General features: G+C 74.1%; 21 protein-coding genes. 9 read left to right on the forward strand and 12 right to left on the reverse strand.

The window, feature by feature from the left end; all coding sequences use genetic code 11:
• Positions 1-396: 396 nt before the first annotated feature.
• On the reverse strand, positions 397-1,161 hold the full coding sequence (locus tag GA0070621_RS11660) for an SIR2 family NAD-dependent protein deacylase (protein WP_091194460.1): 765 nt from the start codon (positions 1,159-1,161) through the stop codon (positions 397-399).
• Between the two features lie 106 nt (positions 1,162-1,267).
• On the opposite strand from GA0070621_RS11660, the gene GA0070621_RS11665 reads away from it, so the two are divergent.
• On the forward strand, positions 1,268-1,834 hold the full coding sequence (locus GA0070621_RS11665; protein ID WP_091194462.1) for a maleylpyruvate isomerase N-terminal domain-containing protein: 567 nt from the start codon (positions 1,268-1,270) through the stop codon (positions 1,832-1,834).
• A gap of 6 nt (positions 1,835-1,840) precedes the next feature.
• Here the strand turns inward: GA0070621_RS11665 and GA0070621_RS11670 are convergent, their stop codons facing one another.
• Positions 1,841-2,317, reverse strand: coding sequence for a DnaJ family domain-containing protein (locus GA0070621_RS11670; RefSeq protein WP_091202280.1), 477 nt, complete (start codon positions 2,315-2,317; stop codon positions 1,841-1,843).
• Between the two features lie 67 nt (positions 2,318-2,384).
• A complete protein-coding gene (locus tag GA0070621_RS11675; protein ID WP_091194463.1) occupies positions 2,385-2,933 on the reverse strand; it encodes a GNAT family N-acetyltransferase in 549 nt (182 codons plus the stop codon).
• Here GA0070621_RS11675 and GA0070621_RS29510 point away from each other — a divergent pair.
• Together GA0070621_RS29510 and GA0070621_RS11680 are read left to right on the forward strand one after the other, a co-directional pair.
• The gene (locus GA0070621_RS29510) at positions 2,932-3,078 is read left to right on the forward strand and encodes a hypothetical protein (protein WP_157739946.1); all 147 of its coding nucleotides are present in this window, start codon (positions 2,932-2,934) and stop codon (positions 3,076-3,078) included. The two genes, GA0070621_RS11675 and GA0070621_RS29510, sit on opposite strands and share 2 nt — an antisense overlap.
• Before the next feature lie 66 nt (positions 3,079-3,144).
• Positions 3,145-3,795, forward strand: a complete 651-nt coding sequence (locus tag GA0070621_RS11680) for a LysE family translocator (RefSeq protein ID WP_091194465.1) — start codon at positions 3,145-3,147, stop codon at positions 3,793-3,795.
• A 72-nt stretch (positions 3,796-3,867) separates the two neighbouring features.
• Here the strand turns inward: GA0070621_RS11680 and GA0070621_RS11685 are convergent, their stop codons facing one another.
• From GA0070621_RS11685 to GA0070621_RS11700, 4 genes are all read right to left on the reverse strand, one after another.
• A complete protein-coding gene (locus tag GA0070621_RS11685; RefSeq protein ID WP_091194467.1) occupies positions 3,868-5,883 on the reverse strand; it encodes a beta-galactosidase in 2,016 nt (671 codons plus the stop codon).
• Between the two features lie 3 nt (positions 5,884-5,886).
• A complete protein-coding gene (locus GA0070621_RS11690; RefSeq protein WP_091194469.1) occupies positions 5,887-6,825 on the reverse strand; it encodes a carbohydrate ABC transporter permease in 939 nt (312 codons plus the stop codon).
• Positions 6,822-7,835, reverse strand: coding sequence for an ABC transporter permease (locus GA0070621_RS11695; protein WP_091194471.1), 1,014 nt, complete (start codon positions 7,833-7,835; stop codon positions 6,822-6,824). The genes GA0070621_RS11690 and GA0070621_RS11695 overlap by 4 nt, the downstream gene beginning before the upstream one ends.
• A gap of 67 nt (positions 7,836-7,902) precedes the next feature.
• Positions 7,903-9,570 carry an extracellular solute-binding protein gene (locus GA0070621_RS11700; protein WP_091194473.1) on the reverse strand — a complete coding sequence of 556 codons (1,668 nt, stop codon included), beginning with the start codon at positions 9,568-9,570 and terminating at the stop codon, positions 7,903-7,905.
• A 214-nt stretch (positions 9,571-9,784) separates the two neighbouring features.
• Here GA0070621_RS11700 and GA0070621_RS11705 point away from each other — a divergent pair, with 214 nt between their 5' ends.
• From GA0070621_RS11705 to GA0070621_RS11715, 3 genes are all read left to right on the forward strand, one after another.
• Entirely contained in the window at positions 9,785-10,999 is a 1,215-nt protein-coding gene (locus GA0070621_RS11705; protein WP_091194475.1) for an ROK family transcriptional regulator, read from the forward strand.
• Positions 11,000-11,208: 209 nt separating this feature from the next.
• On the forward strand, positions 11,209-13,647 hold the full coding sequence (locus tag GA0070621_RS11710) for a beta-glucosidase family protein (RefSeq protein WP_091194479.1): 2,439 nt from the start codon (positions 11,209-11,211) through the stop codon (positions 13,645-13,647).
• Positions 13,644-14,693, forward strand: a complete 1,050-nt coding sequence (locus GA0070621_RS11715) for a LacI family DNA-binding transcriptional regulator (protein ID WP_091202281.1) — start codon at positions 13,644-13,646, stop codon at positions 14,691-14,693. Before GA0070621_RS11710 ends, GA0070621_RS11715 begins: the two co-directional genes overlap by 4 nt.
• A 22-nt stretch (positions 14,694-14,715) precedes the next feature.
• On the opposite strand, the gene GA0070621_RS11720 is transcribed toward GA0070621_RS11715, so the two are convergent.
• A complete protein-coding gene (locus GA0070621_RS11720) occupies positions 14,716-15,225 on the reverse strand; it encodes an NUDIX hydrolase (RefSeq protein ID WP_091194482.1) in 510 nt (169 codons plus the stop codon).
• 63 nt (positions 15,226-15,288) lie between these two features.
• On the opposite strand from GA0070621_RS11720, the gene GA0070621_RS11725 reads away from it, so the two are divergent.
• Positions 15,289-16,470, forward strand: a complete 1,182-nt coding sequence (locus tag GA0070621_RS11725) for a coiled-coil domain-containing protein (RefSeq protein ID WP_091194484.1) — start codon at positions 15,289-15,291, stop codon at positions 16,468-16,470.
• A gap of 340 nt (positions 16,471-16,810) precedes the next feature.
• Positions 16,811-17,401 (forward strand): pyridoxamine 5'-phosphate oxidase family protein, encoded by a 591-nt coding sequence (locus GA0070621_RS11735; protein ID WP_091194487.1) that lies wholly within the window; start codon positions 16,811-16,813, stop codon positions 17,399-17,401.
• Between the two features lie 12 nt (positions 17,402-17,413).
• Here the strand turns inward: GA0070621_RS11735 and GA0070621_RS11740 are convergent, their stop codons facing one another.
• Positions 17,414-18,895 carry a peptide MFS transporter gene (locus GA0070621_RS11740; protein WP_091202282.1) on the reverse strand — a complete coding sequence of 494 codons (1,482 nt, stop codon included), beginning with the start codon at positions 18,893-18,895 and terminating at the stop codon, positions 17,414-17,416.
• A gap of 223 nt (positions 18,896-19,118) precedes the next feature.
• Between GA0070621_RS11740 and GA0070621_RS11745 the strand changes: the two genes are divergently transcribed.
• On the forward strand, positions 19,119-19,460 hold the full coding sequence (locus GA0070621_RS11745; protein WP_046564157.1) for an RNA polymerase-binding protein RbpA: 342 nt from the start codon (positions 19,119-19,121) through the stop codon (positions 19,458-19,460).
• A 56-nt stretch (positions 19,461-19,516) separates the two neighbouring features.
• Here GA0070621_RS11745 and GA0070621_RS11750 read toward each other — a convergent pair whose 3' ends face one another.
• The 3 genes from GA0070621_RS11750 to lnt are packed head-to-tail and all read right to left on the reverse strand — an operon-like array spanning position 19,517 to position 22,531.
• Positions 19,517-20,038, reverse strand: a complete 522-nt coding sequence (locus tag GA0070621_RS11750) for an FxsA family protein (RefSeq protein ID WP_091194489.1) — start codon at positions 20,036-20,038, stop codon at positions 19,517-19,519.
• A 55-nt stretch (positions 20,039-20,093) separates the two neighbouring features.
• Positions 20,094-20,888: a polyprenol monophosphomannose synthase gene (locus tag GA0070621_RS11755; protein ID WP_091194492.1), complete on the reverse strand. Its 795-nt coding sequence runs from the start codon at positions 20,886-20,888 to the stop codon at positions 20,094-20,096.
• Between the two features lie 38 nt (positions 20,889-20,926).
• Entirely contained in the window at positions 20,927-22,531 is a 1,605-nt protein-coding gene (gene lnt, locus GA0070621_RS11760; RefSeq protein ID WP_091202283.1) for an apolipoprotein N-acyltransferase, read from the reverse strand.
• Between the last annotated feature and the right edge of the window lie 36 nt (positions 22,532-22,567).

Here is a 22,567-nt window from a genome sequence, read left to right on the forward strand (position 1 = left end):
GGCAGTCGAGGCTGAAGGCGCCCGGGCTCCACCGGCGTCGGCCCGCGCGCAGCCGCTGCCCGAGGAGGGTCAGCTCCACCCGCCCGCGCGTACCGGACCCGAAGGCGTAGGCGTCCAGTCGACGTGCCGGCGGCACCGTTCGCCGTCGAGGTCGCCGCAGCCTTGATGGCTGACTCGGTCGCTCCTCGCCCACACCATCCTGACGCCTTATGCACAAGAACTGTCATTATGATGTAGTGCCGGAATGTCCGTATCTGTCCGAACCAATTACAAGATTGTCATTACCGATAATCCAATAATCAGGGCCGAGGGCTCGGATGGTGTGGTGGACGCACCTGGGTTCGCTGGCACGTCCACCACGTGCCCCTGACCCGCCTGCTACGCCGACGAGTTCGGCTAGGAGCGGACGGCGGTGGGCTTCCGGTTCGCGATCAGGGCGGCCACGATCCGGGGCAGGGCCTCCCCGATCGGTTCCCGCACCACCTCGTCGGCGAGGTCGTCGTACGGCGTCTCGTCCCGGTTCACGATCACCAGCCGCGCGCCGGCGCGGACCGCCACGGAACACAGCGAGGCTGCCGGCTCCACCAGCAGCGAGCTGCCCACGGCCAGCAGCAGCTGCGCCGCTGTGGCGATCTGCCGGGCCTGGTCGAGAACCCGCGCGTCGAGGTGCTCCCCGAACAGCACCACGGCCAGTTTCAGGATGCCCCCGCAGGCGTCGCAGCGCGGGTCGGAGTGGCCCATCCTAACCCGGAGCAGCGTACGTTCGGTGTCGGTGCGGATGTGGCAGCCGGTGCACCGCACGGCACGGATCGTGCCGTGCAGCTCGAGGACCTTGCGCGCCGGCAGGCCCGCCCGCTGGTGCAGCCCGTCGACGTTCTGGGTGAGCACCCGGACCGCCGTGCCGGACCCGTCCAGCTCCGCCAGCGCGCGGTGCGCCCCGTTGGGCTCGGCGAGCCAGGCGGAGTGCCCGGCGTAGGTGTCCCAGAACCGGGCCCGCAGCGCGGGATCGGCCAGGAACCCGTCGTACGTGAAGGCCCGCGCCGCGGCCGGGTCCCGGGTCCAGATTCCGTTCGGACCGCGATAGTCCGGCACGCCGGAGTCGGTGGAGATGCCCGCGCCGGTCAGTACCGCCACCCGCGTGATCCCCCGCGTCCACTCCATGCGCGTGATCGTAGGGAGCCGCCGAATGCCCGGCGAGCGCATTTCGGGCCGGAAGGCCGGGTGGCCGGCCGCGGCGGCTGCTGGCATGGTCGACGCCATGACAGGGATGACCGGGGCGCACGTACGGGCGGCCGCCGCCGAGATGAACCGGGTGCTGCGCCCCGCCGTGGACGGCGACTGGACCGTGGCGGCCACGGATCTGACCTGGTCGTGCTGGACGACCGCCGCGCACGTGGCCCATGACCTGCTCGCCTACGCGGCCCAGCTCACCGGCCGGCCGGTCGACGGATACCTCCCCCTCGATCTGCGGGTACGCGCCGACGCGGCACCGGCCGACCTGCTGACCGTGGTGACCGCGAGCGCCGGGCTGCTCGCCGCCGCCGTCGACGGTGCCGACCCGCAGGCCCGGGCCTGGCACTGGGGACCGTGTGACCCGGGCGGCTTCGCGGCGATGGGGATCGCGGAGACTCTGCTGCACACCCGGGACATCACCGGCGGCCTGCGGCTGGACTGGTCGCCGCCGCCGGAACCGTGCGCCGGGGTGCTGGGCCGGCTGTTCCCGGACGCGCCGGGCGGCGACCCGGTGGCGGTGCTGCTCTGGATGACCGGCCGGGCTCCGCTGGGCGACCGGCCACGGCGTACCGCGTGGACCTGGCGGGCCGCGCTCGGCTGAGGCAGGTCAGCGCCGACGCCAGGGCAACCGCCAGCGCCGACGCTCGGCACGGCCGGTCACGGTGGCGGTGGCGGTGGCGACACGTTCGGCGGCGGCCCGTTCGCGTTCCTCCCGCCAGCGTCGGACGGTCTCCTCCACGTTCACGGGACGGACCACCACCCGGGGTCCGCTCGGTGAACGCAGGAATTCCACGATCTCCTGGTTCAACGCGGTGATCACCCCGCGCACCGACTCCTCGGTCGGCAGGTCCCGCAGTTCGCCGGGCAACCGCTCCACGCGGCGGCGCAGCTGCAACGGGGTGGGCAGCAGCAGGTCACCCGGGATCCGCTCCCGCTCCAGGAAGCTCTTGATCCACCACGACTCGTCGTAGGGCAGGTCGCGCCCCGGGATCGGTTTGCCCGCGCCCGGCAGGTTGTCGAACTCGCCGCGCTCCTGGGCCGAGCGGATCTGCGCCTCGACCGCCGCCTCCCAGCCAGTCACCACCGCCGTCACCTCCCGCACCCACCGTATCCGCCGGTCCCGGACGGCGGCACGCCCCGGCAGGAGCCGGTCACGCCAGGTGGCGGACGTGCCGGTGGCCGTCGCGGGGGAACGGCGGCCGGGCCGGCAGCACCTCCTGGAAGACGTATCCGCTCTTCTCCGCCACCCGGCAGGAGGCGGGGTTGTCGATCTGGTGCAGCAGTTCGAGGCGGGCCAGCCCGCCGGCGGCGAAGCGGGCGAACGCCCAGTCGCTGACGGCGTCGACCGCCCGGGGCGCGACGCCGCGGCCCCGGGCGGTCGCCGCCGTCCAGTAGCCCACCTCGGCGTACGGTCGCCCGGGCGTGACCTCCTTGAGCAGTACGTGCGCCACCAGCCGTTCCCCCGCGGGCGTCGGCTCCAGCACGGCGAAGCTGAACCGACGGTCGGCCGCCCAGCCCTGTCGGCTGCGGCGCAGGAACGCCCGGGCGTCGGACGGGGTGTCCACCGGTTGTTGGGTCCAGTTCCGCAGCACCGGGTCCTGGTACGCGGCCAGCAGCGCGCCGGCGTCGCCGACACGCCACGGCCGCAGCAGCAGACCGGGCGCGGACGGGGTGGGCGCGGCGTGCAACACGATCGACATGTCGGTAGTCTGGCCCGCCCCGCCGCTCGTGGCGACCCCGCTCGGGCCGGCGGCGCGGTGGCGGCTCGCCGCCGTCCGGCGGCTGATCGACCGGCTGACTGGCGGAATCCTGCTGGCCCTCCGAGCACTGACCGCGCTGACGTGACGCGGATAACCGCCGGTGCGGCCGGCGGGGCGTAGGGTCGGGCGGACGGGCACGGGGGAGGACACATTGGTCACGGTCGGCGCGGTGCTGGGGATCGCCCTGGTGGCGTTGGGTCTGGTGCTCACGCCCGGCCCGAACATGGTCTACCTGGTGTCCCGGTCGGTCACCCAGGGCCGGCGGGCCGGGCTCGTGTCGCTGCTCGGCGTGGCCGTCGGCTTCCTGGTCTACCTGGGCGCGGCGGTCGCCGGGATCGCCACGGTGTTCATGCTGGTCCCTCCGCTGTACGTGGCGGTGAAGCTGGCCGGGGCGGCGTACCTGCTGTGGCTGGCCTGGCAGGCGCTGCGCCCGGGCGGCCGGTCGGCGTTCGCCCCGGCACCGCTGCCGCCGGACCGGCCTCGGCGGCTGTTCACCATGGGTCTGGTCACCAACCTGCTCAATCCGAAGATCGCCATCCTGTACGTGTCGCTGCTGCCGCAGTTCATCGACCCGGCGCGCGGCCACGTAGCGGTGCAGAGCCTGCTGTTGGGGCTGACCCAGATCAGCATCGCGCTGACCGTGAACGGGCTGATCGTGCTCACCGCCGGCACGGTGTCGGCGTTCCTGACCCGGCGCCCGGCGTGGGCACGGGCGCAGCGGTACGTGATGGGCAGCGTGCTGGCCGGTCTTGCGATCCGCATCGCCGCCGACCGCTCCCGCGCCGCCGTCGCCACCCCCTGACCGGCGCCGGCTGCCGCGCCCGCCTCGCGTCGAGCGGGCCGGCGACGGTGCTCGAGTCGGACCGGGGCCGCCTCACCTGGGTGGCTCGCGGAGCACGGCGACGCCGCCGGCCGGTACGGTCACCGCGTCGCCGACCGGTTCGCCGGTGAGCAGTTCCGTCCCGGCGGCCGGCACCCGCTGCGGCCGGTCGGTGTGGTTGAGCAGGAACAGCCAGCTCCGGTCCCCGTCCCGGCGGCGGACCGCTTCGACGCCCGGCGGCGCGTCCGGGCAGACCGGGGCGACCCCGGCGAGCCGGGCGGCCTCGGCGAGCAGCCGGCGGTAGCTGTCGTCGTCGGGACGGGTGGAGACGTACCAGGCGAGGGCGTCGCCGATCCGGTGCCGGGTCACCGCCGGCCGTCCGTCCAGCACCCCACCGAGGTACGCGGTGACCGGCGCGGCGCCGGCCAGGTGCACGGTCTCGGTCCAGTCCCGGCCGGTCCCGCCGCCGGTCAACGGCACCCGGTCGTCGCCGGCGAGCGGGTGGAACTCCTCGACCCGGATGCCCAGCAGGTCGCGGAACGCGCCCGGGTAGCCGCCCAGGCGGATCCGGCCGTGTTCGTCGGCGACGCCGCTGAGCCAGGTGACCAGCAGGTGGCCGCCGCCGCGCACGTGGTCGCGTACCCAGTCGGCGGTGGCGTCGGAGGCCAGGTAAAGGGCGGGGAGCACGAGCAGCCGGTACCCGTCGAGGGGGTCGCCGGGCAGCACCAGGTCGCAGGCGATCCCGGCGTGCCACAGCGCGCGGTGGGCGGCGGCCACCTCGGCGTGCTGGTCGAGCCGCTGCGACGGCAGGCCCGGGTGGCGCAGCGCCCAGCCGCAGGCCGCGTCCCAGCCGATCGCTACGGAGGCGTCCACCCGGCCGGCGTCGACCTCGGGGATCCGGCGCAGCATCTCGCCGAGGTCGACGGCTTCCCGGAACACCCGGCTGTCCGGGCCGGCGTGCGGGACCAGCGCCGAGTGGAAGCGTTCCGCCCCGCCGGCCGGGGCCCGCCACTGGAAGAACATCACCCCGCGGGAGCCGCGGGCGACGTGGGCGAGGCTGTGCCGGGCCATCCGGCCGGGCTCCTTGGTGTGCATCCGGTCGGTGGTGTGGATCTGGTTCGGGGCGCTCTCCATCAGCAGCCAGGCCGCCGGCCGGTCCGTCGCGCCCCGCCGGTGCGCGCCGTGCCGGGCCCAGCCGCGGGCGAGGTCGGCGGCGAGCGCGGTCTGCTCCTCCGCGCCGCCGTCCACCGCCGGCGGGTAGTGGTCGATGGCGACCAGGTCCACCTCGGACGCCCACCGGCCATGGTCGACCGGCACCCAGTCGCCGAGCACGTAGTTGGTGGTGACCGGCACCGCCGGGTTCGCCGCGCGCAGCACGTCCCGCTGCTCGGCGTACGCGGCCAGCAGGGTGTCGGACCAGAAGCGGCGGAAGTCGAGCAGGTGGCCCGGGTTGGCCAGGTACTGGGTGGCCCGGGGCGCGGCGATCTGCGCCCAGTCCGAGTAGTGCTGGCTCCAGAAGGTGGTCACCCAGGCGGCGTTGAGCGCGTCGAGGTCGCCGTACCGGTCGGCCAGCCAGCGGCGGAACGCCGCCTCGGTGTGCGCGCAGTGGCAGGTGGTGCCGTACTCGTTGTGCACGTGCCACAGGGCCAGGGCCGGGTGGTCGGCGTACCGGTCGGCGAGCACCCCCGCGATGCGACGGGCCGCGGCCCGGTACGCGGGCGCGGCGGCGCAGTAGGTGTCGCGGCTGCCGTGGTGCAGCCGTACGCCGTCGGCGGTGACCGGCAGCGCGTCCGGGTGGGCGAGGGAGAACCACGGCGGGGGCGAGGCGGTGGGGGTGGCCAGCGCGGCCCGGATGTCGTTGTCGTGCAGCAGGTCGAGGACCCGGTCGAGCCAGTCGAAGGCGTACCGGGCGGGGGCCGGTTCGAGGCGGGACCAGGCGAACACGCCGACGGTGACGAGGTTGACCCCGGCGCGGCGCATCAGCGCGACGTCCTCCCGCCACACCTCGGCCGGCCACTGCTCCGGGTTCCAGTCGCCGCCGTAGCAGAGCCGGCCGTCGTCGTTGCGCATCGGTCAGCCCTTCACCGCGCCGGTGATCATTCCCTTGGTGAAGTGCCGCTGCACGAACGGGTAGACGATCACCGCCGGGACCACGGTGACCACCACCACCGCCATCTTGACGGCGAGGGTCGGCGGGTACGCGGTCATCCCGGGCAGGTTGACCGGGGTGCCGGAGACGTTGGGCGACTGCCCGGCGAGGATGTAGCTCTGCAGCACCCGTTGGATCGGGAACTTGTCGTTGTCGTCGAGGTAGAGCACCGCGTTGAAGTACGCGTTCCAGTAGCCGACGGCGTAGAAGAGGCCGATCACGGCGATCACCGCCCGGGACAGCGGCAGCATGATCCTCCAGAGGATCTGGAACTCCCCCGCCCCGTCGATGCGGGCGCTGTCGAGCAGTTCCCCGGGCACGTTCATGAAGAACGCCCGGATCACCACCAGGTTGAACACGCTGACCGCGCTGGGCAGGATCAGCGACCAGATGCTGTCCTTGAGCCCGAGACCGGTGACCACCAGGTAGCTGGGCACCAGCCCGGGAAAGATCAGGAAGGTCAGCAGGAAGAAGAAGAGCAGCCCCCGGTGGCCGACCGACCCGCGCCGCGACAGCCCGTACGCGGCGAGCACGGTCAGCGCCAGGCTGAGCGTGGTGCCGAGCACGGTGACCAGGGTGCTGATCCAGACCGCCTGGGTGATCTGCCCGCCGCTGAAGATCGTCACGTACGCCGACAGGTCGATGCCGCGCGGCACCATCACCATCCCGCCGGCCGCGTCGATCGTCTCCCGGGAGGAGAGGCTGGTCACCAGGACCGCCCACATGGGGACGAGGACCGCGGCGACGAGCAGGACGAGCAGGGTGCCCTTGGCGGCCTGCCCGGCCGGCGAGGGCGGTTCCTCCCAGGCGGGCCGGCGGGAGCGTCGCCGTCGGACGGTCGGGACGTCGAGTTGGCTGATCATGATCGGGAGTACACCCCCTGCTCGCCGAGCCGGTGCGCGACGCGGTTGGCGGCGAGGATCAGCACCAGCCCGACCACGGCCTTGAACAGGCCGGCGGCGGCGCCGAGGCCCCACTGCTGGGTGGTGATCGCCTGGTAGTAGACGAAGGTGTCCAGCACCTCGGCGGCGTCCCGGCCGACCGCGTCGCGTTGCAGGATGAACTGTTCGAAGCCGACCGAGAGCGCGTCGCCGAGACGCATGATGAGCAGCAGCACGATCACCGGGCGCAGGCCCGGCAGGGTGATGTGCCACAGCCGACGCCACCGGCCGGCCCCGTCGGCGGCGGCCGCCTCGTACAGGTTCGGGTCGATCGCCGCGAGGGCGGCGAGGAAGACGATGGCACCCCAGCCGAGGTCCTTCCAGACCGCCTCGGCGGTGACCAGCACGATGAAGCCGTCCGGGTTGGTCATGATGTTCCAGGGCTCCAGGCCGGCCTGGCGCATCTCCTGGGCGAGCAGCCCGGCCCCGCCGAGCATCTGCACGAAGAACGTCACCACCAGCACCCAGCTGAAGAAGTGCGGCAGGTAGACGACGCTCTGCACGAGGCCGCGTACCCGGCCGGAGACCAGGCTGTTGAGCAGGATCGCCAGCAGGATCGGCAGCGGGAAGAAGAAGACCAGTTGGAACGCGGTGATGGTCAGGGTGTTGCGGACCGCGTCCCAGAACAGCGGGTCGCCGAAGAGGGCCTCGAAGTTGCCGAAGCCGATCCATTCGCTGTGCAGGAACGCGTCGAGCGGGTCGTCCCCGACGAACGGGTTGTAGTCCTGGAAGGCGATGACGTTGCCCAGGGTGGGCAGGTAGTGGAAGACCAGCAGCAGCGTCGCGGCCGGGGCGGTCATCGCCAGCAGCGGCCAGTCGCGGACCAGCCGGGCGCGCAGCGTCCGTCGGGGCCTTCCACGGGTACGCCCCGGCGGCTCGGCCGGGGCGACCGCCGGCGTGTCGACCACGCCGGCGGCTCCCTGGGTGCTCATGCGGCCGCCTCGCCTGGCTCGGCGGCCGCATGAGGCACTGCGCCGATGATCCGCTCGCCCAACCCGCTCATCGGCCGTTGTCCGCGAGCGCCTTCTCGTGGAACGCGCGCCCCTCCTCGCCGCCGGTGGCGAGGAACTCCTTGCGGACCGCTTCCAGGTCGCTGAGCGGCCGGCGGCCGCGCAGGATGTCCCGGATCTTGTCGTCGGTCGGCTGGATGATCTTCGACCAGTTGGCGGGCAGTTCCAGCTTGATCCCGGCGAACAGGTCCTTCTCCAGCTGGGCGATGTTCTTCTGGTAGTAGCCGATGTAGTCCTGCGCGAAGTTCGGGGTGTCGGCGCTGCGCACCTTCACCGGGACCCGGCCACCGATGTGGGTGTACTGGGCACCCATCTCCTTGCGCCCCAGTTCGGTGGCGGCAGGGCTGCCGTCGGCGGCGCGGGTGAAGTGCTTTCCCTCGACGCCGTACTCGCGCAGCTCGAACTCGCGGCTGCCGAACGGCGCGGCGCACCAGTTGAGCACCCGCAGCAGCTCCTCGACGCGGTCCTTGCCGAGGCCCTTCTTGACGAAGGTGAAGAAGATCGGCTTCTCGCTGCCCCAGATGACCGGTTGGCTGCCGCCCGTGCCGAAGACCGGCAGCGGCTGCATCTCGAAGCTGGGCAGCACCTTGGTCTGCTCGCTCTGCATGCCCTGCCAGGCGCCGAGGCCGTCCTGGTACATCAGGATCTTGCCGGCCTTGAACAGCTGCTTCTCGTCGGCGCCCTTGCTGGCCACCGTGTCGGGGTGGACCAGGCCCTCCTTGAACAGCTTCGCCGTGAACTCCAGAGCGGCGGCGAACGCCGGGTTCTCGAACTTGTGCTCCAGGCCGCCGTCGGGGCGCTTGCGCCAGGTCTGCTGGCAGCCGAAGAACTGCTGCACCATGTCGAAGACGCTGCCGAAGGCCCACACGCCCTTGGCCGGGTCGGTGACCTGCTTGCCGAGCTGGTACAGCTCGTCGGGGCTGGTCGGCGCGGCCAGGCCGGCCCGGTCGAGCAGGTCCTTGCGGTGGAACAGCGCCCACGCGAACGGGCCGTCGGTGGGGAACGGGACCGCGTGCAGCCGGCCGCCCCAGACCGAGTACTCCCAGGCGCCGGTGGACAGCGAGGCCAGGTACGGGTAGTTCGCGGCGGCGTCGCCCTTGAGGTGGTCGGTGAGGTCCTCGAAGAGCGCCTTGACCGCGTCCGAGAATCGGGCGATCTTGTCGACCTCCCAGTTGGGCACGCTGAGGATGTCCGGCACGTCGCGGGCGCCGAGCATCGCGTTGAGCTTGTCGGCGTACAGGTTGCCGTCCTGCAGGCTGGGGTCGACGTCGACGCCGAGCTTGGCGTTGACCGCGGCGAGGTAGGAGTTCTTGCCCAGGGTCGGCGGGGTGGGCCCCCACCACGGGCTCATGGTACGGATGGCCGGCCCACCCCGGCCCGGCTGTTCGGTGACCGCGTCCACCAGCTCGCGCGGGTAGCTGAGGTAGCCGTTGGGGATCGGGCCCTCACCGGGGATGTCCGGCTTGAGCAGCTCGGCCGGCTTGTACGTGGGCAGCACCGACCGGATGGCGTCAGCCTTGGTGGCGGTGCCCTTGCTGCCGGCCTCCTTGCTGCACGCGGCCAGGGCGCCGCCGCCGAGGGTGGCGGTGGCGCCGAGACCGATCAGCCGCAGCAGGGTCCGGCGGTCGGTGGATGCGCCCGGCAGGGACGGCTTCACGGCGCGCTCCCTTCGTCATAGTGGTTTGCCGAGGACGTGGAACCGGATAGGATTAGTTGGGGTGCTAGCCGAACAAACTAATCGACGGTGATCCCGCCCACAAGACAGCCGCAACGCAACCCCGGGTGGTCGATCCGGGCCGACCACGGAGGTAGGCGATGATGAAGGCCGCACCACCGGGACCGGCAGCGTCGGCGCAGGAAGCGGGCAACTCGTGATCAGCATCCACACCCCACCCCGGCCCACCGACCTCAGCGACGTCCGGGTGGCCAACCGGGCCGTGGTCCTGCGGCACGTCCGGCTGCACGCACCCTGCTCCCGGGCCGACATCGCCGCGCACACCGGCCTCAACAAGGCCACCGTCTCCAGCCTGGTCACCGAGCTGATCGAACGGCGGCTGCTGCGCGAGACCGGGCTCACCGAGAACCGGGTCGGACGACCCGCCACCATGCTCGTCCTCGACGGCGAGCCGTACGCCGGGCTCGGACTCCAGGTCGGCGCCGACGAACTCGTGGTGGTCGCCGCCGACCTGGGCGGCAACCGGCTGCTCACCTGGCGACGGGCCTTCGCCGCGCCGACCGTCGCGACCGACGAGACCGTACGCGCCCTCGCCGCGCTGACCCGCCGGGCGGTCACCCGGGTCACCGGGCAGGGCCGCGGCGTGCTCGGCCTCACCGTCGGCGTACCCGGGCCGGTGGGCACCGACGGCGTGGTCCCGTTGGCCCCGGCGCTGGGCTGGCGGGACGTGCCGCTCGCCGCCGAGCTGCGCCGCGCGCTGCGGGAACCGGGCTTCACCGTCGCCGTCGACACCGACGCCAACCTCGCCGTCCTGGCCGAGCAGCGGCACGGCGCGTACGCCGGGACGGCCGACCTGGTGCACCTGACCGGCGGGACCGCGCTCGGCGCGGGCGTGGTCAGCGGCGGGCGGCTGCTACGCGGCGGCCGCGGCTTCGCCGGCGAGATCGGCCACGTGCCGCTGGACCCGGCCGGGCCGGCCTGCGTGTGCGGTCGGCGCGGCTGCCTGGCGGCGCTGACCGGGGTGGACGCGGTGGTCCGCCGGGTCCTGCCCGACGCCGAGCGGGACGGCCCGGTCACCGACTACCTGCCGGAGGTCGACCGGATCCGGACCCTCGCCAGCGCCGGCGACGACAGCGTCCTGACCGGACTCGCCGAGGTCGGTCGGTGGCTGGGCCACGGAGTGTCCATCCTGGCCAACCTGATCGACCCGCAGGTGGTCGTGGTCGGCGGCCACCTCGCGGCGCTGGCCCCGTGGCTGCTGCCGGCGGCCCGCGCCGAGCTGTCCGCCCGTACTCTTGCCCCCGGCGCGTGCCGGCTGGAGGCCAGCGTCCTCGGCTCCGCGGCGACCGCCCTCGGCGGCGCCACCGCCGCACTGGCCACCGTGGAGGCCGGCCGGCTACCGGTTGGCTGAGCACCCGCACGACCCCGACCCGCCCCGGGCCTTGACCGGATCGGTGCCCTGGTGCCAACCTCGGTACCGCCACCTCGTCACAGGGCAGTCGGGGCGGCATGTCTTTCCGCGGTCGTCGAAGCGCTTCACCAGCGTCCGGGTCGACCACCGCTCCCATCCGCACGATCGCGCGCCGCCGGTCGCCCCGACGCCCACGGAAGGCACCCGCCATGACCGACCGCATCCCCCACCGCCTCGACGACCTGCTGGCCCGGCTCACCCTGCCGGAGAAACTCGGCCTGCTGCACCAGTGGCAGGCGCCGGTGCCCCGGCTCGGCCTGCCGGCGTTCCGCACCGGCACCGAAGCGCTGCACGGCGTCGCCTGGCTCGGGCCGGCGACCGTCTTCCCGCAGGCGGTCGGGCTGGCCGCCACCTGGAACCCCGACCTCGTCCGGGCCGTGGGCGCCGCCGTCGGCGCCGAGGTCCGCGCCAAGCACCACGCCGACCCCACCCGGATCGGCCTGAACGTGTGGGCGCCGGTGGTGAACCCGCTGCGCGACCCGCGCTGGGGGCGCAACGAGGAGGGCTGGTCCGAGGACCCGTGGCTGACCGGGCGGCTGGCCACCGCGTACGCCCGAGGGCTGCGCGGCGACCACCCGACCCGGTTGCGCACCGCGCCGACCCTCAAACACTTCCTGGGCTACAACAACGAGACCGACCGGGCCACCACCTCCAGCGACCTGCCGCCCCGCGTGCTGCACGAGTACGAACTGCCCGCCTTCCGGGCGCCCCTGGAGGCCGGCGCGGCGGTGGCGGTCATGGCCTCGTACAACCGGGTCAACGGGGTGCCGGCGCACGTCAGCCCGCTCATCTCCGGCGAACTGCGCGGCTGGGCCGACGACGAGATCATGGTGGTCGGCGACGCCGGGGCGGTCGGCAACCTCGCCGGCGTGCAGGGCCACTCGCCCGACCACGTCGAAGGCTTCGCCGCCGCGCTGCGCGCCGGCGTCGACAGCTTCACCGAGGACGACGAGAACAGTGCCCCGACCGTCGAACGGCTGACCGAGGCGCTGCGCCGCGGGCTGATCACCGAGTCCGACGTGGACCGGGCGGTACGTCGCATCCTCGGCGTACGGCTGCGCCTGGGCGACCTGGACCCACCGGACGAGGACCCGTACGCCGACGTGCCGCCCGACGCGGTCGACTGCCCGGCGCACCGGCGACTGGCCCGCGAGGCGGCCCGCGCCGCGGCCGTGCTGCTGCGCAACGACGGGCTGCTCCCCCTCTCCCCCGCCACCGCGCCCCGGGTGGCCGTGCTCGGCCCGCTCGCCGACAGCGTCCACCTCGACTGGTACAGCGGCACCCTGCCGTACGCGGTCAGCGCGTACGCCGGGCTGGCCGGGCGGCTGCCCGAGGTGAGCACCCACCCGGGCACGGACCGGATCGCGCTGCGCCTCGGCGACCGGTACGTCCACTGCCCGGACACCCCGGACGGCGGCCCGCTGACCCTCGACGTCGAGCCGGCCGCGTTCGACGTCTTCGACTGGGGCGGGGACGCGGTGGCGCTGCGCGCCGTCGGCAACGGCCGGCACGTCGGCGCCGACGACACCGGCGCGCTGGTCAACGACCGTCCCGGCCCGGGCGGCTGGGTGGTGCGGGAGACGTTCCGCCTCGACCACCGTCCCGACGGCACCACCCGGCTGCACCACCTCGCCACCGGCGGGTACGTGGCCGTCGACGCCGACGGCCGGCTCCGCGTCGGCGCGGCCGCGGCCGGCGCGGCCGGGTTCACCGTGGACCTGCTCGCCGACGGGGCCGCCGAGGCCGCCGCGCTCGCCGCCGCCGCGGACGTGGCCGTGGTGACGCTGGGCAACCACCCGATGGTCAACGGACGCGAGACCGAGGACCGGCTCGACCTTACCCTGCCGGCCGGGCAGGAGGCGCTGCTGCGCGCCGTGCACGCCGCCAACCCGCGGACCGTGCTGGTGGTGACCAGCAGCTACCCGTACGCGGTCGGTTGGGCGCAACGGCACCTGCCGGCGGTGCTGTGGACCTCACACGGCGGCCAGGAGCACGGCGCGGCCCTCGCCGACGTGCTGCTCGGCGACGTCGACCCGGCCGGCCGGCTCACCCAGACCTGGTACGCCGACGCCGCCGAACTGCCGGACCTGCTCGACTACGACATCATCGGCGCGGACGCCACCTACCTGTACCACCGGGGCGAGCCGCTGTACCCGTTCGGGCACGGGCTCAGCTACACCCGCTTCGACTACGCCGACCTGCGGTTGAGCGCGGCCGAGGCGTCCGCCGGCGAGGAGGTCGAGGTGAGCGTCTCGGTCACCAACACCGGCGCCCGCCCGGGCACCGAGGTGGTGCAGCTCTACACCCGGCAGCGGCGTTCCCGGGTCAAGCAGCCGCTGCGGCAGTTGCGCGACTTCGCCCGGGTCACCCTGACACCCGGGCAGCGCGCGACGGTCACGTTGCGGCTGCGTACCGCCGAGCTGGCCTGGTGGGACGAGTCCCGGGGCGCCCTGGTGGTGGAGGACGCCACCCACACCGTCCAGGTCGGCCGCTCCGCCAGGGACATCCGGCTGGTCGACGCGCTCACCGTCACCGGCGGGGCCGGGGCCGCCCGGCCGGCCGTCGACCGGTGCGGGGTGGGCCGGTGACCCGCGCGCCGGGTCGCGGGCGCAGCCCCGGCGGTCAGGTCACCATCGCCGACGTCGCCCGGCACGCCGGGGTCGCCGCCAGCACCGTGTCGTACGTCCTCAGCGGCAAGCGGGTGATCTCCGCGGTGACCCGCGACCGCGTCCTGGCCAGCGTCCGTGCCCTCGGCTACCACCCGAACGCCGGGGCCCGTGCCCTGGCCAGCCGGCGGGCGAACGTGATCGCGCTGGTGCTGCCGCTGCGTACCGGGATGCAGGTGCCGGTGGTGATGCAGTTCGCCACGGCCGTCGTCACCACCGCCCGCCGGTTCGACCACGACGTGCTGCTGGTCACCTCGGACGAGGGTCCGGCCGGGCTGCGCCGGATCGCCGGCAGCGCGATGGTCGACGGCGTGCTGCTGATGGACGTGGAGCTGGAGGATTCCCGGGTGCCCCTGCTGCGGGAGTTGGCGCTGCCCAGCGTGCTGATCGGCCATCCCACCGACACCACCGCCCTGGCCTGCGTCGACCTCGACTTCCAGCGGGCCGGCGAGGTGTGTGTCGAGCACCTGGCCGGGTTGGGGCACCGGCGGGTGGCGCTGCTCGGCGCCCCGGCGGCCGTCTACGGGCGGGGCACCGGGTTCGCGCACCGGACCCGGGCCGGGGTGGTGGCCGCCGCCGCGCGGCTCGGCGTCGACGCGGTGGCCCTGCCGTGCGAGGAGGGCCCGGCCGCGGTCCGCCGCGACCTGGGATCCCTGCTGGACCGCCATCCCGACGTCTCCGCGCTGGTGGTGCAGAACGAGTCGGCGGTCGGCCCGGTGCTGGCCGCGCTGCCCGTCCTGGGCCGGCAGGTGCCGCGGGACGTCTCCGTGGTGGCCATCTGTCCCGACCAGTTCGCCGAGCAGGCCGGTCTCACCTCGGTGCCGGTCCCGGCCGAGGAGGTCGGCCGGCAGGCGGTGGCGCTGCTGATGCGCCGGCTGCGGGAGGACTCGGTGCCGGAGGTGACGCTGCTCGTCCCGCGGCTGACCGTACGGGACAGCACCGCCGCCCCGGCCAGGGCCGCCCGGTGACGGCCCCGCTCCCGCCGGCCGGTCAGAGGTTGTCGGGCCGGGTGAGGGCCGGGTGGCGCCGGCCCGGGGCGGCGTACCAGGCGGCGGTCTCCTCACGCAGGGCGGTGTCGATCCGCAGCCGGGACCAGTCGTCCAGCTCCGGCAGGTCGTCGGGGTCGAACCAGCCGACCGCGAGGGACTCGTCCCCGTCGGCGACGGCCGCGCCGCCGACGGCGCGGCAGCGGAACCAGACGTTGAGGTATTCGCAGGCGTCGCCGTTGGGGTAGACGACCGGGTGGGTGGCGACCCCGCCGAGCCGCTCGATCCGTACCCGCACGCCGGTCTCCTCGTGGACCTCGCGCAGCAGCGCGTCGGCCGGCTGCTCGCCCGGGTCGACCATGCCGGCCGGCACGGACCAGCGGCCGTTGTCGCCGCGGCGGGCCAGCAGCAGCCGTCCCGCCTCGTCGGTCACCACGGCGCTGACGCCGTACAGCATGAGCAGGTCATGTCCGATGTGCCGGCGCAGCCGGGCGATGTACGGCGAGACAGCCATGATCGGAAACCTACCCCGGCGCGCGGGCGTGCCCGTCCGGGCCGGCCAATAGACTTCGCCCCGATGGACGCCCAAGCCACCCCCGAGACCCGCCCGTGCGCCCACTGCGGACGTCAGGTGCCGCAGCGCGTCGGTGCCGGCCGGCCTTTCCGTTACTGCCGGGACAACGACGGGGCCTGCCAGCGGGCGTCGCGCAACTCGCGGATGCGGCACCGCAACGCCCCCGGCCTGCCCGGGCAGGTGGCCCGCACCTGGGAGGCGGTGGACCGGCTCGACCAGATCGTCGAGGCGCTGACCGAGGCGCTGCACGCCGAACTGTCCCCCACCGGGGTGGAGCGGCAGCTCGCGCAGGTCCGTGCCGATGCGGCCACGCAGGCGGCGGCCGCGCACACCGAACGGGACGAGGCCCGCCGCGACGCCGAGGACGCCGCCGCGACCGCCGTCCGGGCCCGGCAGGAGGCCCAGGCGGCGCTGGCCGAGCGGGACGCGGCCGGGGAACGCGCCGGCCGGGCCGAGGCCGAGGCCGCCCACGCCGCCGAACGGGCCGCGCACGCCGAGAAGGCCAGGGACGAGGCGCGCGGGCAGACCAGCGCCGCGCAGGCGTTGCGGGTGCAGGCCGAGCGGGACCGCGACGCCGCCCGCCACGAGCTGCGTACCGTGCGGGCCGAACTCGACACCGAGCGGCGGCGGGTGGCCGAGCTGACCGCCGAGCGGGACGCCGCCCGCGGCGATGCCGTACAGGCCGCCCGGTCGGCCGGCGAGGCGGTGGAGCGGGCCGAGCGGCTGCGGGTCGAGACCGAGGCGGCCCGCGCGGAGGCGCAACGGACGCGGGTCGAGACCGAGGCGGCGCACGCCGAGGCCCAACGGGTCCGGGAGAAGAGCGCGGCGGCGCACGCGCAGGCTGAGCGGGCCCGGGCGGAGGCCGCCGACGCGCGGCGGGCCGAGCAGGAGGCGCGGACCGCCCGGGAGCGGGCCGAGACGGCCCGGGCGGAGGCCGTCGCGGCGAGCGCGGCGGCGCGGGACGAACTGGCGGCCCGGGTCGGCGAGCGGGACGCCCTGGCCGCCGACCTGACGGTCGCGCGGCAGGCCGGCGGGGCCGCCGAGGCCCGGCTGGCCGAGCTGACCGTACGGCTGGCCGCCGCCGAGGCCGACCGCGACGCGGCCCAGCGCCGGGCCGGACAGCTTGCCGACCAGGTCAGTGACCTGGCCAGCGCCCTGGCCCGGCTCGGTTCCCGGCCCACCTGACGCAATTTGGTTGAATGCACAATCACTTGGGGTTCCCGACGCCGGTCGGTACCCCGGGCCGGCTGGCCGGCGTGCCGGTGTTCGTGGCTCAGGGCGAGCACGACCTCGTCATCCCCCGCGAACTGCTCGACCGCACCTGGGCGTATCTGCGCGGCGAGTCCGGGGCCGCGACCACGGCCCGCCACGACCACGGCCCGCCGCGACCCGGTGGGGCACGGCATCGCCGCGCCGGCGCGGACCGCCCTGTCGGACTGGCTGCGCCAGCGGCTGGACGCCTGACACCGCCACGAGATGGGACGGGGGCAGCGGCCCGGCCGGGACGAGGGCGATGATAGGGCGCGTGGGAAAGACGTACGAACGCATCGACGGCCGGCTGCGGACATTCATCGAGGCGCAGCCGATGTTCTTCACCGCCACCGCCCCCCTCACCGGAGACGGGACGGTCAACCTCTCCCCCAAGGGCCTGCGCGGCTCCTTCGCGGTGCTCGACGAGCACACGGTGGCCTACCTGGACTTCGCGGGCAGCAACGCCGAGACCATCGCCCACCTGCGGGAGAACGGCCGCATCACGCTGATGTGGTGCGCGTTCTCCGGCCCGCCGAACATCGTGCGGGTGCACGGGCACGGCGAGCCGGTGTTCCGCGACGATCCCCGGTGGACGGACCTGCTGCGCCACTTCCCCGACGTCGACACCAGCGTGCACGGGCTGCGGGCGATCATCGTGGTCCGCGCCGGGCTGATCCGCGACACCTGCGGATACGCCGTCCCGCTGATGACCTACGACGCCGACCGCGACCTGCACGGCCGGCGGTTCGCCCGGGAGGACGACGCCTCACTCAGCGCCTACTTCGCCGGCAAGGAGCACGTGGCCACCAGCATCGACGGGCTGCCCGGCCTGCCGCTGCCGTTGCCGCCCACCCCGGCGACGTAACCCCGTCGCCGGTCAGTGGATGCCGGCCATCAGCGCCCGGATGTGCCGGGCGAACATCACCGCGCTCAGCCCCAGCACCACCGACGCCAACCCGAAGGTGAGGAAGTAGGTCGCCTCCGACCAGGTGCCGGCGAGCCGGGCCACCTGGCCACCGATCGCGTCACCGACGGCGGTGGCAAGGAACCACAGGCCCAGCATCTGGCTGGCGTACTTGACCGGGGCGAGCTTCGTGGTGGCCGACAGGCCCACCGGGCTCAGCGACAGCTCACCGGCGACCTGGATGGCGTACACCGCGACCAGCCACCACGGGGAGACCAGCCGGTCGCCGACGGCGGCCTGCGCGGCGGCGGCCATCAGCACGAACGACAGGCCGTTGAGGACCAGGCCGACGGCGAACTTCATCGGGGTGGACACCCGGTGACCGAGCCTCAGCCACAGCCAGGCGGCCAGCGGCGCCCCGATAATGATCAGGATCGGGTTGACCGACTGCAGCCAGGACGCCGGGAAGGTGAAGCCGAACACGCCCCGGTCGGTCTTGTCGGCGGCGAAGATGTTCAGCACCGACCCGGCCTGGTCGTAGATCAACCAGAAGGCGGCGGCGAAGGCGAACAACCACAGGTACGCCTTCATCCGGCTGCGTTCGGTGGTGCTGATCTCCCGGTCGGTGAGGATCCGGGCGAAGTATCCGACGGCCACCAGGACGGTGACCAGGGTGAGCAGGTTGACCACGGTGTTGACGGTGAACAGCCCGGTCAGGGCGAGCGCGGCCAGCACCGCCAGCGCCACCAGGGCGACGACGCCGATGCGGGTCAGCGCCCGCCGCCGGTCCGCCCCGAGCAGCGGGTCGGCGGGCCGCGCGCCGGCCTCGCCCAGGTGGCGCCGGCCGAGGACGTACTGGATCACGCCGAAGGTCATGCCGATCGCGGCGGCGCCGAACCCCAGATGCCAGTTGATCTTCTCGCCGAGGAAGCCGGTGACCAGCGGGGCGATGAACCCGCCCAGGTTGATGCCCATGTAGAAGATCGAGAATCCGGCGTCGCGGCGCGGCGAGTCCCGGTCGTACAGGTCGCCGACCATGGCGGAGATGTTGGGCTTGAGCAACCCGGTGCCGAGCACGATCAGGGTCATGCCGGCGAACACGCTCCACCGGACCGGCACCGCCATCACGTAGTGGCCGGCGGCGATGACCACGCCGCCCCACAGCACGCTGCGCCGGGCGCCGAGGAGCCGGTCGGCGATCCAGCCGCCGGGCAGCGCCATCAGGTACACCATGGCGTTGTAGGTGCCGTAGACGGCGTTGGCGGTGGACTCCCGGATGGCCAGCCCGTCGTCGGCGACGGCCGCGGTCAGGTACAGCACGAGGATGGCCCGCATCCCGTAGAAGCTGAACCGCTCCCACATCTCGGTGAGGAACAGCGTCGACAGCGCCCGCGGATGACCGAAGAAGGTCTTCCCGTCAGATGGGCGGCCCCTGACCGGCATGTCACCGCTCATCGTCACCTCCGGCACGCCGTGGGCGGTTAACATCCCCAGTGACAGCCGAAACACTCCACCCATTCGACCCGGCCGGGGACGACCCCGCCGGGCGACTGGCGTGGCCAGCTACCCTTGCAGGGTTCCGACCCGCGCGGATCGTGTCTGCGTGGGCGGGAATGGCCCGGCGGGGACGGACCGTTACACCGAGAAGACCAGCACCACGAACGAGGGGAAGTCGATCATGGGCGAGCGCATGCTGCGCGGAAGCCGCCTGGGCGCGGTCAGCTACGAATCCGACCGCAACACGGAGCTCGCGCCGCGTCAGACCCGCGAGTACCTCTGCGCCAAGGGACACCAGTTCGAGGTGCCGTTCGCCGTCGACGCCGAGGTCCCGACGACCTGGGAGTGCAAGTTCGACGGCAGCGTCGCCCGGCTGGTCGACGGCAGCGAACCGGAGCAGAAGAAGGCCAAGCCGCCGCGTACCCACTGGGACATGCTGCTGGAGCGGCGTTCCATCGCCGAACTGGAGGACATCCTCGCCGAGCGGCTCCAGGAGGTCCGTACCCGCCGCGGTCGCGCCTGAGCGCACCAGACACCGAAGCGCCCCCGGGGGTCACCCCGGGGGCGCTTCGTCACGTTTCAGGTCCGCCGCGGCTCGACGATCTCGCCCTCGATGGCCGGGCCCGGCTCACCGGCGGGCTGATGCTGCGGCGTCGCCGTCGGCGGCTGCGGCGCGCCCCGGTACACCCGGACCCGGCGAGGCCCGAACAGGTCACCGGCGACCATCGACGACACCCGCCGCTCGGTGGCGCGTTGCGCCCCGACGCGGGCCAGCCGCCGCACCGGCGGCACCAGCAGCAGCAGCCCCACCGCGCCGGTGACCAGGCCGGGCAGCGCCAGCAGCAGCGCACCCGCCAGCCCGACCAGGCCGTCGGTGACCTGCTGCCCCGGTGGCCGCCCGGACGCCGCGGCGGCGCGGAAGCCCCGCCACGCCCGCATCCCCTCCCGGCGCAGCAGCGCCAGGCCGAGCACGGACACCGCGAACACCAGCAGCAGGGCCGCACCGAATCCGACGCCCCGGCCCACCAGGACGAAAACGGTCAGCTCCAGCGCCGCGAGCAGCAGCAGAGCCGGGGGTACGTATCTCATTCCTCGGCGCATCTCACCTCTTCAGCCACGGGTGTCATCACGCCCTTCCAGCATGACACGACCACGCTCAAGGCCACCGGGCCAGCTCGTCCGGGCTGCCCCGCCGCATCGCCGTGCGTCGGTCCCGCAACCCCCAGCTGGTGATCCGCCACAGCGCCTCGGCCATGATCAGCGGGCTCATCTTGCTGTCGCCGTGCTCCCGCTCGACGAACGTGATCGGCACCTCCACGATCCGCACCCCGGCCCGGTGCGCCAGCCGGGACAGCTCCACCTGGAACGCGTACCCCTGGGAGCGCACCGAGTCCAGATCGATGGCGTCCAGCGCGGTCGACCGGTACACCCGGTAGCCGCCGGTGGCGTCGGTGACCGGCATGCCCAGCGCCAGCCGGGTGTACAGGTTGGCGCAGCGCGACAGCAGCAGCCGCCGCAGCGGCCAGTTCAGCACCCGCGCCCCGCGGGTCCACCGGGACCCGATCACCACGTCGGCGTCGCGGGCGGCGGCCAGCAGCGCCGGCAGGTCCTGCGGGGCGTGCGAGCCGTCGGCGTCCATCTCCACCACCGCGTCGTAGCCGCGCTCCCGTGCCCAGGCGAAACCGGCCAGGTAGGCCGCGCCGAGACCTTCCTTGCCCTGCCGGTGCAGCACGTGCACGTGCGGGTCGGAACGGGCCAGAGCGTCGGCGATCGCGCCGGTGCCGTCGGGACTGTTGTCGTCGGCCACGAGGACGTCCACCGCGGGCGCGGCGTCGCGGACCCCCGCGACGATCCGACGGACGTTGTCGGCCTCGTTGTAGGTGGGGATGACCACGAGCACCCGTCCCACGCCGGGATGCCCGGACGTCCGCCGCTCGGCTGCCACGCGCACCGTCGTACCGCCCTCCCGCCGGCGTACCGGCGCTCGTCCTACCCGGGCACACCTCCCCGGCGGCGACGCAGCACCGCCGCGCCGGCCAGGGCCGCGACGGCGAGCGCCGCGAGGGCCATCTCCGGCCACACCCCCATCCGGGTGGCCGGGGTACGCCCGTCCCCGAGCTGCATCTGCCGGACCACCACCGCCGCGGTGTTGAACCCGGTGGCCCCGTCTACCCGCCCGTCGGGGGTAACGAACCCGGAAACCCCGACCGTGGAGGCCATCAGCGCCGCCCGGCCGTGCTCGACGGCGCGCAGCCGCACCATGGCCAACTGCTGGCGGGCCTCCGCCACGTCGAAGGTGGCGTTGTTGGTCTGCACCACCAGCAGCTGCCCGCCACCGGTGACGGTGTCCCGGACGAGGCCGTCGTAGGCGACCTCGAAGCAGATCACGTCGCCGACGGTGACCGCCCCGGCGTCGATCACCCCGGGCGTGGCGCCGGGGACGAAGTCGGCGCGCACCCGGTCGACCTGGGCGCTGACCATCCGGGCGATCTTTCGCAGCGGCACGTACTCGGCGAACGGCACCGGGTGCCGCTTGACGTACAGCTGGTCGAGGTCGACGCCGCTGCCGGGCCGCCACAGCAGGCCGGCGTTGCGGACCTGCCCGGCGTCGGGGCCGAGCAGCACCGCGCCGACCAGGACGGGCGCGCCGATCGCCTCGGCGGCCTGGGAGATCCGGTATCCGGCCTCCGGGTTGCGCAGCGGGTCGATGTCGCTGGAGTTCTCCGGCCACACCACCAGGTCGGGGCGGGGCTGCGCGCCGGCGGTGACCTGCTCGGCCAGTCTCAGGGTGGCGGTGACGTGGTTGTCGAGCACGGCCTCCCGTTGGGCGTTGAAGTCCAGCCCGAGGCGGGGCACGTTGCCCTGCACGATGGCGACGGTGACGGTCTTCCCGCCGCCGCGTACGCCCGCCGGGACGGCCGATCCGGCGGCGAGCAGGGCGGCCAGCGCGGCGGCCAGCGCCGCCACCGGCCGCCAGTGCCCGGCGGGTCGACGCCAGTCCCGCCACGCGGCGGTGACCAGGATCCCGCCGGCGACCGCGACCGCGCAGGTGACCAGCGGGGCACCGCCGAGCGCGGCCAGCCGCAGCAACGGCGAGGTGTCCTGGCTGAACGCGAGCCGCCCCCACGGGAACCCGCCGAACGGGGTCCGGTCGCGCAGCGCCTCCTGCCCCACCCACAGCACCCCGGTGAGCGCCGGCCAGCTCCACCGCCACCGGTCCACCAGCGGCGACACCCAGGCGGCGGCGGCGCCGAGCAGCGCGAGGTAACCGGCCTGCAGCAGGGACAGCAGGATCCACGGCAGCACGCCGGTGTGCAGGTTGGTCCACTCCAGCAGTGGCGCGAACAGCGCCACCCCGGCGAGGAAGCCCAGCCCGGCGCCGGCCCGCAGCCGCCGCCGGTGCGCCGCCGCGGCCAGCAACGCCACCCCGACCGGCGCGAGCGGCCACACCCCGTACGGGGGGAACGCGGCCAGCAGCGCCAGCCCGGCCACGACGGCCAGCGGCGCCGCCACCCGCAGCGGCAGCGGCCGGGGCCCCCCGCCGTCGCGTGCCCCGTCAGTGGCGCGCACCTCTTCCCGGTCGAGCGTCGTCACCGGCACCTCATCACGATCACGCGCCGAAGGCTACCT

It is taken from the genome of Micromonospora narathiwatensis, from assembly GCF_900089605.1.
Classification (GTDB): domain Bacteria; phylum Actinomycetota; class Actinomycetes; order Mycobacteriales; family Micromonosporaceae; genus Micromonospora; species Micromonospora narathiwatensis.

Coding starts and splice junctions, on each gene's coding strand:
- GA0070621_RS11660 (WP_091194460.1), bottom strand. CDS start 1,161: ATGGAGTGGACGCGGGGGATCACGCGGGTGGCGGTACTGACCGGCGCG.
- GA0070621_RS11665 (WP_091194462.1), top strand. CDS start 1,268: ATGACCGGGGCGCACGTACGGGCGGCCGCCGCCGAGATGAACCGGGTG.
- GA0070621_RS29510 (WP_157739946.1), top strand. CDS start 2,932: ATGTCGGTAGTCTGGCCCGCCCCGCCGCTCGTGGCGACCCCGCTCGGG.
- GA0070621_RS11675 (WP_091194463.1), bottom strand. CDS start 2,933: ATGTCGATCGTGTTGCACGCCGCGCCCACCCCGTCCGCGCCCGGTCTG.
- GA0070621_RS11685 (WP_091194467.1), bottom strand. CDS start 5,883: ATGCGCAACGACGACGGCCGGCTCTGCTACGGCGGCGACTGGAACCCG.
- GA0070621_RS11690 (WP_091194469.1), bottom strand. CDS start 6,825: ATGATCAGCCAACTCGACGTCCCGACCGTCCGACGGCGACGCTCCCGC.
- GA0070621_RS11695 (WP_091194471.1), bottom strand. CDS start 7,835: ATGAGCACCCAGGGAGCCGCCGGCGTGGTCGACACGCCGGCGGTCGCC.
- GA0070621_RS11710 (WP_091194479.1), top strand. CDS start 11,209: ATGACCGACCGCATCCCCCACCGCCTCGACGACCTGCTGGCCCGGCTC.
- GA0070621_RS11720 (WP_091194482.1), bottom strand. CDS start 15,225: ATGGCTGTCTCGCCGTACATCGCCCGGCTGCGCCGGCACATCGGACAT.
- GA0070621_RS11725 (WP_091194484.1), top strand. CDS start 15,289: ATGGACGCCCAAGCCACCCCCGAGACCCGCCCGTGCGCCCACTGCGGA.
- GA0070621_RS11740 (WP_091202282.1), bottom strand. CDS start 18,895: ATGAGCGGTGACATGCCGGTCAGGGGCCGCCCATCTGACGGGAAGACC.
- GA0070621_RS11745 (WP_046564157.1), top strand. CDS start 19,119: ATGGGCGAGCGCATGCTGCGCGGAAGCCGCCTGGGCGCGGTCAGCTAC.
- GA0070621_RS11750 (WP_091194489.1), bottom strand. CDS start 20,038: ATGCGCCGAGGAATGAGATACGTACCCCCGGCTCTGCTGCTGCTCGCG.